This window comes from Dactylosporangium sp. NPDC050688, from assembly GCF_040654515.1.
In the GTDB taxonomy this organism is placed as follows: domain Bacteria; phylum Actinomycetota; class Actinomycetes; order Mycobacteriales; family Micromonosporaceae; genus Dactylosporangium.
The window spans coordinates 15,431-27,793 of record NZ_JBFAIC010000057.1 but is presented as its reverse complement, the minus strand read 5'-3'; the positions used below and the strand labels follow the sequence as shown (position 1 = coordinate 27,793).

At 75.1% G+C, this 12,363-nt stretch carries 11 protein-coding genes; 4 read left to right on the top strand and 7 right to left on the bottom strand.

Annotation, left to right across the window (positions count from 1 at the left end; translation table 11 throughout):
* Positions 1-400: 400 nt before the first annotated feature.
* Positions 401-1,474 (bottom strand): serine hydrolase domain-containing protein, encoded by a 1,074-nt coding sequence (locus AB0H83_RS38160; protein ID WP_360103909.1) that lies wholly within the window; start codon positions 1,472-1,474, stop codon positions 401-403.
* Positions 1,467-2,792 (bottom strand): hypothetical protein, encoded by a 1,326-nt coding sequence (locus AB0H83_RS38155; protein ID WP_360103906.1) that lies wholly within the window; start codon positions 2,790-2,792, stop codon positions 1,467-1,469. Before AB0H83_RS38155 ends, AB0H83_RS38160 begins: the two co-directional genes overlap by 8 nt.
* 67 nt (positions 2,793-2,859) lie before the next feature.
* Between AB0H83_RS38155 and AB0H83_RS38150 the strand changes: the two genes are divergently transcribed.
* The gene (locus tag AB0H83_RS38150) at positions 2,860-3,594 is read left to right on the top strand and encodes an AAA family ATPase (RefSeq protein ID WP_360103903.1); all 735 of its coding nucleotides are present in this window, start codon (positions 2,860-2,862) and stop codon (positions 3,592-3,594) included.
* Positions 3,595-3,669: 75 nt separating this feature from the next.
* A complete protein-coding gene (locus AB0H83_RS38145; protein WP_360103900.1) occupies positions 3,670-4,578 on the top strand; it encodes an NAD(P)H-binding protein in 909 nt (302 codons plus the stop codon).
* Positions 4,579-4,594: 16 nt separating this feature from the next.
* Here the strand turns inward: AB0H83_RS38145 and AB0H83_RS38140 are convergent, their stop codons facing one another.
* On the bottom strand, positions 4,595-5,329 hold the full coding sequence (locus tag AB0H83_RS38140) for an SDR family oxidoreductase (RefSeq protein ID WP_360103897.1): 735 nt from the start codon (positions 5,327-5,329) through the stop codon (positions 4,595-4,597).
* Positions 5,330-5,410: 81 nt separating this feature from the next.
* Between AB0H83_RS38140 and AB0H83_RS38135 the strand changes: the two genes are divergently transcribed.
* Positions 5,411-6,259 carry a LysR family transcriptional regulator gene (locus AB0H83_RS38135; protein ID WP_360103894.1) on the top strand — a complete coding sequence of 283 codons (849 nt, stop codon included), beginning with the start codon at positions 5,411-5,413 and terminating at the stop codon, positions 6,257-6,259.
* Between the two features lie 60 nt (positions 6,260-6,319).
* Here AB0H83_RS38135 and AB0H83_RS38130 read toward each other — a convergent pair whose 3' ends face one another.
* From AB0H83_RS38130 to AB0H83_RS38120, 3 genes are read right to left on the bottom strand one after another with little or no spacing between them, the layout of a single operon-like run.
* On the bottom strand, positions 6,320-6,778 hold the full coding sequence (locus AB0H83_RS38130) for a GNAT family N-acetyltransferase (RefSeq protein ID WP_360103891.1): 459 nt from the start codon (positions 6,776-6,778) through the stop codon (positions 6,320-6,322).
* 40 nt (positions 6,779-6,818) lie between these two features.
* Entirely contained in the window at positions 6,819-7,457 is a 639-nt protein-coding gene (locus AB0H83_RS38125) for a response regulator transcription factor (protein ID WP_360103888.1), read from the bottom strand.
* Positions 7,409-8,752 (bottom strand): sensor histidine kinase, encoded by a 1,344-nt coding sequence (locus tag AB0H83_RS38120; RefSeq protein WP_360103885.1) that lies wholly within the window; start codon positions 8,750-8,752, stop codon positions 7,409-7,411. Before AB0H83_RS38120 ends, AB0H83_RS38125 begins: the two co-directional genes overlap by 49 nt.
* 172 nt (positions 8,753-8,924) lie before the next feature.
* Between AB0H83_RS38120 and AB0H83_RS38115 the strand changes: the two genes are divergently transcribed.
* Positions 8,925-11,036, top strand: a complete 2,112-nt coding sequence (locus AB0H83_RS38115) for an MMPL family transporter (protein ID WP_360103882.1) — start codon at positions 8,925-8,927, stop codon at positions 11,034-11,036.
* Positions 11,037-11,372: 336 nt separating this feature from the next.
* On the opposite strand, the gene AB0H83_RS38110 is transcribed toward AB0H83_RS38115, so the two are convergent.
* On the bottom strand, positions 11,373-12,110 hold the full coding sequence (locus tag AB0H83_RS38110) for a hypothetical protein (protein WP_360103880.1): 738 nt from the start codon (positions 12,108-12,110) through the stop codon (positions 11,373-11,375).
* Between the last annotated feature and the right edge of the window lie 253 nt (positions 12,111-12,363).

Genomic DNA, 12,363 nt, shown 5'->3' with positions numbered 1-12,363 from the left:
CGGTGCCCGCCGGGCAGCTCGAACAGTGCACCGTGGCAGCTCGGGCAGCCAAATCCGGCGGGGACCGCCGGCGCTCTCGGCGGTCAGGTCCTCCATGGCAGCCACCGCGTCCACCAGATGCACGAGCGCGGCGCCCATCGCCGCGACCGGCATGGCCCGCGCGGCTCACGCACAGTAGCGACCGATCACAAGGGCGGACTCTACGCCCTGCCGGAACGCGACGCTCATGTCGATGCCATCTCACTCGACGTCCCCGTGCCGGGTCGCGACGGTCACCGTCGCGACCCGGCCGGATCGTTGGGTTCCTGCTGCCCCGCACCACCCTCCGGCAAACCCGTCACCCCCCAGTTGCAATGTCTCGGCGCCAGAAGCACCACGGCCCGCTCAGGCCGCCGGCCGGTCAGGTTGCCGCCGCGCCGGCCAGGACGGCGGCGCCGAAACGGGCGTTCTCCGGGGCGGGGTACCCGAACCGGCGCCGGACGTAGCCGTAGGCGACGCCCGCGTCGGGGTCGGCCCAGCCGAGCGACCCGGTCGCGCCGATGTGCCCGATGGTGCGTGGGCCCAGGTACGGGTGGCTCGCCGGGAGGTGCTCGAAGCCGAGCGCGAAGTGGTCCGGCTCGCCGGTGACCAGGTCGACGCCGAGCGAGTAGGGCGCCGAGAACTCGGTGATCGTGGCGGGATCCAGCAGCGCCGGGCGGCCGTCGAGGGGGCCGGTCGCGGCGGCGTACATCCTGGCCACGCCGCGGGCGTTGCCGACGCCGCCGGCGGACGCCGGACCGAGGGCGCGGACCTGCCGGGTGTTGCCGAAGTCCAGCAGGTCGAAGGACGTGTTGAACGCGATCGCCATGAGCGACCCCGGGTCGGGGGTGAACGCCGGGCCGAGCGCCGGCAGCAGCGGCCGGAACCGCGGCTCCAGCTCCTCCGGCAGGCCCAGCCAAAGGTCGAGCCCGTACGGCGTGCGCAGCAGCTCCTCGTACCACTGCCGCACCGGCCGTCCGGTGACGGCGCGGATCTCGGCGTCCAGCAGCGCGCCCATGGTAATGGCGTGGTAGCCGTAGGCGGTGCCGGGCTCCCAGAACGGTTTCTGGTCCGCGAGGCGGGCCGCGACGACCCGGTCGTCGGCCGCCTCGGCGATGCTGAACCCGCCGTCCACGCCGATCAGCCCGGAGCGGTGGCCGAGCAGCTCGCGGACCGTCAGCGCGAACGGCAGGCTCCGCGCCGGCGCGTCGAGCTCCAGCACGCCCTGCTGGACCAGCAGCGCGGCGACGAGATGCGCGGCGCCCTTGGTCACGGAGAACACGCCGGTCAGCGAGTCGCCGTCGACGTCGTCGCCCCACAGGTCGACGACCTGCACGCCGTGGTGGTAGACCGCCAGTTGCGAGCCGGTGCCGGCCGGCTCCGTGGCGAGGAAGGCGGCGAACTCCTCGCGGACCGCTTCGAACCCTGCAGCGACGTGCCCCCGTGCTTCAGTCATGCCCGTCATTCTTCTGCGGTACCGGCGCCGCCGGCGACATCGGCCTGATCACAGCGCCGGCGGGAATACCGGCCGCTGCGGGGCGGCGTCTGCGGCGGCGCGCCAGCGCCGGCAGCCACGGCGCGGCGCCGAGCACGGCCAGCAGCGACAGCAGCGGGACCCGCCACCACCAGCCGATCTGCGCCGGTGGCGCGGCCGGCGCCGGCACGACCCACGGCCGGGCCGTCTTCGACCAGGCCAGGAACGCGTCGCCGATGGGCAGCAGGCCGAACGCGTACCGCTTGGTCCACGGCGTGCCGAGCGGCACCCCGGCCAGCTCGCCGTAGCCGGCCAGGGCGCCGGCGAGCGGGTCGTCGTGGTTGACCTGGGCGGCGCCGATGGTGACCACGGTCGCCGACAGGCTCACCCCGAGCGGCAGCGGGCCGGAGTCGACGTCGGCCGGGCCGTCCATGCCGTCGGGGTACTCCCGCACGGCGGGCCCGAGGCCGAGCGGCGACACCACGTACCGGTCGCGGAAGCGCAGGTACTGCTCGCGGGCGAAGCCGGGGTCGACGTCGCCGAGGAACCGGTGGATGACGCTCTGCGAGGTGCCGCGGGCCACCTCGAGCGGCTCGCCGGTGCCGGGGTCGGCCCGGTGCGGCAGCAGTCCCGTGCGCGGGTCGAGCCGCTGCCGTACCCCGGCGACCCACCGCCGCACGGTCGCGCCGAAGCGCTCCGGGAGCAGCGTGTCGTGCAGCCGCAGCGACGCGACCGCCACCGTCGAGTCGACCGGCCACGCCTGGCCGGGGTACGCCGTGAGGTACGGCGAGTCCGAGGCGTCGAACGCCGCCCCGATCGCGGCCGCATCCCGGGCGAACCGGTCCTCCTCGCCGGGGTCCCGGTGCCCGGCGGGTTGCAGGCGCAGCACGCCGCCGCGCAGCCAGGTGCTCCAGCCCTGGTAGAAGATGCCGTACGGCGGGCTGAGACCCGCGTCGAACGGCGCCCTGCCCTGCGGCGAGTCGAGGTGCTGCAACGCCCACCGCGCCTCGCGCAGCGCCGTGCCCCGTTCCCCGGCCGATGCGCGCATGCCGAGCTCGACCCAGGTGAGGCCGTACAGGGCATGCAGGAAGAAGAATCCCTCGGGATACAGCCGCTGCGCGTCCTCGGCGGCGCCGTCGTCGAGGGCCGCGCGCAGGAACGCCAGCTGCCGCCGGACCCCGGGCGGCGCACCGTCCGCCCCGCCGGTCGCGGGCGCGACCAGCCGGACCGCGCCCGTCAGCGCGCAGACGCTGATGACGACCGCCAGGATCCGCCGCACCAGGTACCACGGTCCAGCCATCCGCCGATCGTAATCGGCGGCCGCCGCACGGCCGGGCGCCGCACGGCCGGGCGGTAAGGTCCGAAGCATGCAGGCGCGGGACAGGCAGCTCAACCGCCCGGTGCGGCGGGTCGAGCGGGACCCGGCCGCCACCTGGGACCTGGACGCGTGGTGGGCCCGCATCCCCGCCGTCCGCGCGGTCCTGGACGCCGGGCTGGCGCTGCCGGCGGGCGTCACGTTCCTCGTCGGCGAGAACGGCTCGGGCAAGTCGACGCTGATCGAGGGCCTGGCGCAGGCGTACGGGCTCAACCCGGAGGGCGGCTCCCGCGGCGCGATGCACCGCACCCGGCCCACCGAGTCGCCGCTGGGCGGGGCGCTGCGGCTGGTGCGCGGCGTCGGCGGGCGGGGCGACGCGTACTTCCTGCGCGCGGAGACCACCCACGGCCTCTACACCTACCTGGAGGCGCTGCCCGGGTCCCCCGACTGGGACCTGCACGAGCGCAGCCACGGCGAGGGGTTCCTCACGGTGCTGGAGCGCAAGCTGGCCCGGCCGGGCTTCTACCTGCTCGACGAGCCGGAGGCGGCGCTGTCGTTCACCTCCACGCTCAGCCTCATGTCGCGGCTGGCGGCGCTCGCCGAGGCGGGCGCCCAGATCGTGGTGGCGACCCACTCCCCCGTGCTGACCGCGCTGCCGGGGGCGAGCGTGCTGGAGCTCGGCGAGCACGGCATCCGGGCCACGGCGTGGCAGGACCTCGCCGTCGTCGAGCACCTGCGGGCGTTCCTCGACCGGCCCGACCGGTACCTGCGCCACCTGCTCGACTGACCGCGCCCGGCCCGCGACGGTGGGACGCCGAATCGTGCCTTGACAAGGGGGCGGGTCCACAGTGGACGATTTGGCGTGCGGATTCTTGTGGTGGGTGGCAGTGGTCTGATCGGCGCGCACGTCGGGGAGGTGCTGCGGGAGCGCGGGCACGCGGTGACCGCGACGGCACGCACGGCGCAGCCGGGCATCGACGAGCTGCTCGACCTGGGCGGCGCGACCGTCGAGCAGCTGCGGGCGCTGCTCGCCGGGCACGACGGCGTGGTGTACGCGGCCCGCACCGACGAGCAGCGGGCGCTGCGCAAACCGATCTACCCGGTGTTCCGGGCCGACCTCGTCGAGCCGGTGGTGCGGCTGTTCACCGCGGCCCGCCTCGAAGGGCTCACCCGTGGCGTGGTGATGGGCTCGTACTACACGTACTTCGACCGGCTGCACCCGCAGTGGCGGCTGCCGCAGCGACACACGTACATCCGCTGCCGGGTCGAACAGGCCGCGGAGGCGCGCACCGCCGCCGGGCCGGACCTGCCGGTGGCGGTGCTGGAGCTGCCGTTCGTGTTCGGCCGGGCCGGCGACCGGCTGCCGAACTGGTCCGGCCCGCTGGAGCGGTGGGCCCGCTCCAGCGGGCCGTTGCTGGCGCCCGTCGGCGGCTCGGCCGCGGCGTCGGCCCGCAGCGTCGCGATCGTCGCCGCCGACGCGCTCGAGGAGCGCAGCGGCGGCGACATCCCGGTCGCCGACGAGAACCTCACCTGGGACGCGATGCTGGCCCGGATCGCGGCGGCGGTCGGGCGGCCCCGCAAGGTCCGCCGCCTGCCCGCCGCCGTGGTGCGCGGCTCGACCCGGCTCGGCGGCGCGTTGCAGGCCCTCGGCCGCAAGGAGTCCGGGGTCAACCCGGGTCACGTCGCGGACCTGCTGCTCGCCGAGCTGTTCATCGAGCCGGTGACCGGCCGCCCCCTGGACCCCGCGGTCCAGGAGACGTTCGCCAAGTGAGCGGCGTCAGCGGCCGTTACCAGGGCACCACGCCGGCGTCCTCGAAGAACGAGCCGGTCGGGCCGCCGTCGGGCAGGGTCGCGAGCCGGATCGCCACGGCCGCGCCCTGCTCGGGGGTGCGCACCCCGCGGAAGCCGTTGAGGTCCGTGGCGACGTAGCCGGGGCAGGCGGCGTTGATCAGGATGTTCGTGTCCCGCAGGTCCTTCGCGTACTGGATGGTGACGGCATTGAGGAACGTCTTGGACGGCGAGTAGGCGGCCGACACGGGGCCGATCGTCAGCTCGGACGCGCCGGGATCGGTCTGCCGGGTCAGCGAGCCGACGCCGCTGGACATGTTGACGATCCGCGGCGACGCGGCCCGGCGCAGCAGCGGCAGCATCGCGTTGGTCACCCGGACGACGCCGATGACGTTGGTCTCCACGACGGTCCGCATCGTCTCCGGCGTGACGGTGGTCGGTGTCTGCGGCATGCCGCCGGTGATGGCGGCGTTGTTGACGAGCGCGTCGAGCCGGCCGGCCCGCTCCTCGATCAGCCGCGCGGCGGCGGTGACGCTGGCGTCGTCGGTCACGTCGAGGGGCACGCCGAACGCGTCGACGCCCGCGGCCCGCAGCTTCTCCACGGCGGCCTCGCGCCGGTGCTCGTCGCGGGCGCCGACGCCGACGCTCCAGCCGAGCGCGCCGAGCCCGGCCGCGATCTCGTACCCGATGCCCTTGTTCGCGCCGGTCACCAGCGCGATCTTCGATTCGGTCATGGCTCGATCCTGACCGGGTCCCGCGGGGTGACCAACACCGTCTGGGTGGCCGGCGATACCTTGCGGGTATCGTTTGGTGACATGGAGACGCGGGAACTGCGCTATTTCGTCGCGGTCGCCGAGGAGCTGCACTTCGGGCGGGCCGCGCAGCGGCTCGGCATCGCGCAGCCGCCGCTGTCCCGGGCGATCCGCCAGCTGGAGCGCCGCCTCGGCGTCGACCTGCTCGCCCGCACCAGCCGCTCGGTGGCGCTGACCGAGGCCGGGGCGGTGCTGCTGCGGGAGGGCCGGGCCGCCCTCGACGCGGTCGACGCCGCCGGCCGCCGGACCCGCCGCGCCGCCCTCGCCGCGACCGGCGAGCCCGGGCTGGTCCTCGTCACCAAGGCCGGCGCCTCTGGCGAGCTGCTGGCGAAGCTGCTCGACGCGTACGCCGCCGAACCCGGCGCCGTCACCGTCGACGTGGTGCTGTGCGGCATCGGCGAGCAGGAGCGGCTGCTGCGCGACGGCCGCGCTGACGTGGCGCTGCTGCACCTGCCGTTCGACTCGACGTCCGGCCTCGACACCGAGGAGCTGTCCTCGGAGGGGCAGGTCGCGGTCCTGCCGTCCGGGCACCCGCTCACCACCCGCACCAGCCTGCTCACCGCCGACGTCACCGGCCTGCCCGACCTGCCGCTGCCCCGCTGGCCGTGCCGCGACGGCAGCTACCCCGACGGCCCCGGCCCGGAGGTCCGCGACAACGTGCAGCTGTTCCAGCTGATCGCCCTGCGCCGCGCCGCCGCGATCCTGCCCGACTCGTGCCGCGCTCACCTGCGCCACGACCTGACCGCCGTGCCGGTCCTGGACGCCCCGAAGGTCACCACGGTGATCGCCTGGCCGCCGCACAGCCGGTCCCGCGCCGTGGCCGGCCTCGTCCAGGCCGCGACCCGCATGTGACGGTACGCCGCGACCGCCGGCGGACCGAGCGGCGGCTCAGCGCAGCGGGCGGGCGGCGGCTCAGCGCAGCGGGCGGCGCAGAATGAGGTTCAGGCCGAAGTCGGTGTCGACGCTGCGCACGTCGTGGTAGCCGAGCCGCTGGTAGAAGCCGTGCGCGGTGATGCTCGCGCTGGTCTCCATGACGTCGTACCCGTCAGCGGCGGCGAGCGCCTCGACGTGCCGCAGCAGCAGCCGCCCGACCCCGCGCCCGGCGACGTCCGGGCGCACGAACATCGTGTGCACCCGGTTGCCGTCGCGGGAGATCGTGCCGGTGATGCCGCCCCGGTCCGCGTCGGTCGCGACGAACATCTGCCGCCGGCCGGCGAGCGCCGCGACGACCTCGGGGGTGAAGTGCGCGCGCATGCGGTCGATGATGTCGGGCGGGTAGTCGCGGCTGTTCACCTCCCGCAGGCAGCGGGCGATGATGCCCGCGATCGCCGTGGCGTCCTCGGCCTCGAACCGCCGGATCGTCATCACCATGCCATCCTCCCGGACCGGTCAACCCCGTGCGGGAGCCGCTTCACTGGTCCAGGTACGCCAGCACGGCCATGACGCGGCGGTTGTCGTCGCCGGACGGGGGCAGGCCGAGCTTGCTGAAGATGCTGTTGATGTGCTTGCTGACGGCCTTCTCCGACACGAACAGCCGGCCGGCGATCGCGGCGTTGGAGCGGCCCTCCGCCATCAGCGAGAGGACCTCGCGCTCGCGGGCGGTGAGCGCGTCGAGCGGGTCGGTACGGCGCGCCAGCAGCAGCGCGATGACCTCCGGGTCCATCACGGTGCCGCCCTCGGCGACGCGGCGCACCGCGTCGATGAACTGCCCGACGTGCGAGACGCGGTCCTTGAGCAGGTACCCGACGCCGCCCACGCCGGCGGCCAGCAGTTCCCGGGCGTACAGCTGCTCGACGTGCTGCGACAGCACCAGGATCGGCAGGCCGGGGAGCTCGGCGCGGGCGGCGATCGCGGCCTGCAGGCCCTCGTCGGTGAACGTGGGCGGCAGCCGCACGTCGACGACCGCGACGTCGGGCCGGTGCCCGAGCAGGGCCGGCAGCAGGGCCGGGCCGTTGTCGACGGCCGCGACGACCTCGTGGTCGAACGCCTGCAGGATGTGGATCAGGCCGTCCCGGAGGAGGGCGAGATCCTCGGCGATGACAACACGCACGGCAGCTCCATCGTCACGGTGGTGGGTCCGCCGGGCGGACTGGCCACGGACATGGTGCCATCGAACGCGGCGAGGCGGCGTTCGATCCCGCGCAGGCCGCTGCCGGCGGCCGGGTCGGCGCCGCCGCGGCCGTCGTCGCGCACGACGATGCCGAGCCGCCCGTCGCGGTGTGCCAGCCGGATCGACACGCGGGTCGCCTGGGCGTGCTTCGCGGTGTTGGTGAGGGCCTCGGCGACGGCGAAGTACGCCGCGGACTCCACCGGCGCCGGCGGCCGCCCGGGTAGGTCGACGTCGACGTCGACGGGCAGCGGCGCGCTCAGCGCGAGGGCCCGCACCGCGCCGTCGAGGCCGCGCTCGGCGAGGACCGGCGGGTGGATGCCCCGCACGAGGTCGCGCAGCTCGGCGAGGGCCAGGCCGCTGTGCTCGCGGGCCTGCGCCATCAGCCGCAGCGCGGCCTCCGGGTCGCGGGCCATCAGCTCCTCCGCGAGCCCGATCTTCATGCTGACCGCGACCAGGCGGGCCTGCGCGCCGTCGTGCAGGTCCCGCTCGATGCGGCGCAGCTCGGTGGCCTGCGCGTCGACGGTGTCGGTGCGGGTCTGGGTGAGCCGGTCCACCCGCCGTTCGAGGGCGGCCGCGCGAGTCGGGGCGAGCAGCCAGCGGCTGAACAGCGCGAACCAGCGCAGCGCGTACGGTGCGAGCGTCAGCCCGGCGGGCAGGATCAGCGCGGCCTGCGGCCAGCTCAGCAGCGCCTCGGCGAGGTTGTCCATCGGCCAGAAGACCCCGTAGCCCCACCAGTCGAGGGCGAAGTACAGCAGGACCGGCACGCCGAGGACGCCTTCGACGCCGTACACGACGAGCCCTGCCGGCACGATCAGCAGCAGTCCGGTGAGCTGGACGGACAGCAGCAGCCAGGCCAGGTCCCGCCAGGTGGCCGGGTCGGTCATCACCCACCGGTACCGCCGCCAGATGCCGGCGCCGGCGGGGCTCGGCCGGTACGGGCCGTCGATGGCGACCCCGGTCCACCGCGCCAGCAGCCGCCGGCCCAGGTCGGCGGCGGCCCGCACGGCGACGGCGGCGAGCGGGACGAGCACGATGCCGACGCCGGCCACGCTGAGCACGGCCGACACGACGAACAGCACGAACAGCGTGATGTTCACCGACAGGATCCCCACGGCGAGCAGCACACCGCGCACGGCGGCGAGCCCGCCCCGGGTCAGCCAGGCGCGCACCGCCGGGGTGAGCGCCGCACGCACGGGCTCCGGCAGCCACGCCGGCAGCGGATTCGGTCGGTCCACGGGTTCATTCTCACCCGGGATCACCTGATACGGCGGTGGTGCCAGCACCACCCCGGTTCGGGACGTGACACTCCTGCCCGCGCGGGCCTGGCTGCGTTGGATCGGAGGCATCGCTTGACACGTCACCGTTCCAGACGCCGCTCCAGGCGCCGTTCCAGGGAGGGAACACCCGATGTCCACGCACCGACTGGCCGGGCTGCCGTCCGGCCGCCGCACCAAACTCGCGATGCTGGCCCTGTGGGTCGTCATCGCCGCCGTACTGGGCCCGCTCGCGCTGAAGCTCGCCGACGTGCAGGACAACGACACGCTCGGGTCGCTGCCCGCCGGCGCGGAGGCGGCCAGGGCGGCGGCGCGGGCCGAGGCCGCGTTCCCCGAGCCGGACGCACTCGTCGCGGTCGCCGTGTACGTCCGCGAGTCCGGCCTCACCGACGCCGACCGGGCGAAGGTCGACGCGGACCGGGCCGCGTTCGCCGCGCACGCCCTCGGCGGCACGGTCGCCGCGCCGGCCCCCGCCGCCGACGGCAAGGCGCTGCTGCTGTCGTTCCAGCTCGCCGGCGACGACGCCCAGCAGGCGGCGGCCGTCGCGCCGGTGAAGGACCGGCTCGCGGCGCAGGCCCCGGCCGGGCTGCAGACGGCGCTGACCGGGTCGGCGGGTGCCGAGGACGACCTCGCCGACGCGTTCGCCGGGCTGGACGTGACGCTGCTGCTGGCGACCGTCGCGGCCGTCGCGGTGCTGTTGCTGCTCACCTACCGCAGCCCGGTGCTGTGGCTGGTGCCGCTGCTCACCGCCGCGGTCGCCAGCCAGATCGCCGGCGGCGTGGTGTACCTGCTGGTCAAGCACACCGGGCTCACCGTCAACCTGCAGAGCCAGAACATCATGACGATCCTGGCGATCGGTGTCGGCGTCGACTACGCGTTGCTCATCGTCGCCCGGTACCGCGAAGAACTGCGCCGCCACGAGGACCGGCACGAGGCGATGGCGATCGCGCTGCGCCGCTCCTTCCCGGCGATCTGCGCGTCGGCGGCGACCGTCGCCATCGGCCTGCTGTGCCTGCTCGCCGCGGACCAGCCGGCCACGCACGGGCTCGGCCCGGTCGGCGCGATCGGGGTCGTCGCCACGTTCACCGCGATGACGACCCTGCTGCCGGCGGTCCTGGTGCTCCTCGGGCGCTGGGTGTTCTGGCCGTTCGTGCCGCGGTACACGCCGGGTATCGCGGGACAGGACGTCGCCGCCGACCACGGCGTGTGGGCCCGCGTCGCCCGCGTCGTCGGCAGCCGGCCGCGCACCGTCTGGCTGGCGACCGCCGCGGTGCTCGCCGGGCTCACCTTCGGCGTCACCAACCTCAGCGTCGGCCTGCCGGGCGACGAGACGTTCAGCAAGGAGGTCGGCTCGGTCACCGGGCAGCGGCTCATCGAGCGGCACTACCCCGGCGGCACCCTGGCCCCCGCCGTCGTCCTGGCCACCGCCGGGACCGCCGCGCCGGTCGCCGACGCCGCCCGCGCCGTGGCCGGGGTCGCCACGGTCGGTGAGCCGCAGCGGTCCGCGGACGGGCGGTGGGTGCGCCTCGAGGCGACCCTCGCCGCCGAGCCCACCAGCCCGGCCGCCCAGGAGGCGCTGCACCGGCTACGCGACGCCGTGCGCGGCGTGCCCGGCTCGGAAGCGCTCGTCGGCGGCGACACCGCGTTCGAGGTCGACGGCGACGCGGTCACCAGCCGCGACAACCTCGTCGTCATCCCCCTGGTCCTCGCCGTCATCCTGCTCGTGCTGATGAGCCTGTTGCGGGCGCTCGTCGCGCCGCTGGTGCTGCTGGCCAGCGTGGTGCTGTCGTACGCGGCGGCGCTGGGCGCGGCCGGGTTCCTGCTCGACGCGGCGGGCCACCCGCGGCTGTGGAGCGCGGTGCCCCTGCAGACGTTCCTGTTCATCGTGGCCCTCGGCGTCGACTACACGATCTTCCTGATGACCCGGGCCAGGGAGGAGACCGCGCAGCTCGGCCCCCGCCAGGGGGTCCTGCACGCGCTCACGGTGACCGGCGGCGTCATCACCAGCGCCGGGGTGGTGCTCGCGGCCACGTTCGCGGCCCTGATGATCCTGCCGATGGTCCCGTCGATGCAGATCGGCGTCATCGTCACCGTCGGCGTCCTCATCGACACCCTGCTGGTCCGCAGCCTGCTCGTGCCCGCCCTCACCATCCACATCGGCCGCGCCGCGTGGTGGCCGGGCCGCCTGTCCCGCACCACGTCGCCGGCGCCGGCCCGCGCCGGGGAGGTGACGCCGGTCGGCTGAGCTGCCGCTTTCCTGGGGGTGGCCGGCGCCGGGCGCCGGCCACCCCGCGGTACCGGTGCTGGCGGTTCAGCCGCGCACCGTCCACCACCGCGGCGCGGCCCGCTGGCGCTCCGGCGGGCCACTGTGTCATCCCGCGTCGTTCCCCCGGACCGCCCACGTCTCGACAGCGATAGGCTGCCGCCGTCCTGGTACTCAACGGGCTGCCGGCGGACGAGGCCTGGGCGGGCCTGCAACAGGCGCGTGGCCTGCCCGTCCCCGACACCGCCGAGCAACGTGCCTGGCCCGCGCGGCTGCTCGGCGGGCCGCTCACGGACCGGCCGTAGCCGCCGTACGTCCTCAGTCGTGGACGCGGCCGAACTCGCCGAGCGGGTCGCTGCCGGCGCCGTGGATGGCGCGGATGCGGCCGGGCAGGTGGCTGCCGATGGTGGTGCCGGCGAGCAGGCGGGCGGTCAGGTAGGGGTCGCAGCCGTCGTACCAGCCGAGCAACCAGTCGACGTAGCGGCCGTGCGCGCCGTAGTAGGGCACGACGCCCTCGTCGGTCTGGACCATCCGTGCCAGGGGCGGGGTGCCGGCGCGCAGCCGGGCGGCGTCGGCGGCGCAGACCGGGACGCGGCGGCGGGCGGCGCCGCGGCCGGGCGCCCACTCGACCTCGGCCTCGGCGGGGCCGTGGGCGGGGTTGAACAGGCACGGCGGCTGGTCGGAGCCCGCCATGGCGCGGTTGGCCCGGCTCATCGCGGCGGTGGCGGCGCGCATGTTGCCGGCCCAGTCCTTGTTGGCGGCGAACAGGTCGACGGCCCGCTCGGCGGCCTGCAGCTGCGCGGCGGCCTCGGGGTCCGCGCCGGTCGCGACGCGCACGGCCCGCAGGTCCTCGCGGAGCACGGCGGTCATGGTGGCCCGCTCCTGCTCCCAGGCGGCGGCCAGGCCGTTGAGCATCGCGCGGCCCGGGAGCAGCCCGAAGACGCCGGGCGCGCCGCCCGGTGCCGCGGCGTGGACCATGGCGCGGGAGACGGTCACGAGGATGCCGACGGGTAGCAGGACCGCACCGACGACCACCGCGATGATCCAGGGTTCCACGCGTCAACCCTCCGGGGAAACGGACAACGGGCGCGAGCGTATCGGGCGGATCCGGCCGGCCTGGTCGGGTCGCCGACTGCCGGACAGTGCGGTCCACGACACTCAGCAGCGACCGAGACGCACTTGACATCATCTATGTTAGCGATAACACTCATCAACCAGGCGGCCGCCGCGTCAGCAACCTTCCGCCAAGCAGGCAGCTGACGCTCTTACCCCCTCGTGCGCGCGATGCCTCATGTGAACGCTAACATAC

Excerpts from the sequence above, each read along its gene's own strand:
- AB0H83_RS38135 (WP_360103894.1), top strand. The coding sequence starts at position 5,411 with ATGGAGACGCGGGAACTGCGCTATTTCGTCGCGGTCGCCGAGGAGCTG.
- AB0H83_RS38150 (WP_360103903.1), top strand. The coding sequence starts at position 2,860 with ATGCAGGCGCGGGACAGGCAGCTCAACCGCCCGGTGCGGCGGGTCGAG.
- AB0H83_RS38115 (WP_360103882.1), top strand. The coding sequence starts at position 8,925 with ATGTCCACGCACCGACTGGCCGGGCTGCCGTCCGGCCGCCGCACCAAA.
- AB0H83_RS38160 (WP_360103909.1), bottom strand. The coding sequence starts at position 1,474 with ATGACTGAAGCACGGGGGCACGTCGCTGCAGGGTTCGAAGCGGTCCGC.
- AB0H83_RS38140 (WP_360103897.1), bottom strand. The coding sequence starts at position 5,329 with ATGACCGAATCGAAGATCGCGCTGGTGACCGGCGCGAACAAGGGCATC.
- AB0H83_RS38155 (WP_360103906.1), bottom strand. The coding sequence starts at position 2,792 with ATGGCTGGACCGTGGTACCTGGTGCGGCGGATCCTGGCGGTCGTCATC.
- AB0H83_RS38130 (WP_360103891.1), bottom strand. The coding sequence starts at position 6,778 with ATGGTGATGACGATCCGGCGGTTCGAGGCCGAGGACGCCACGGCGATC.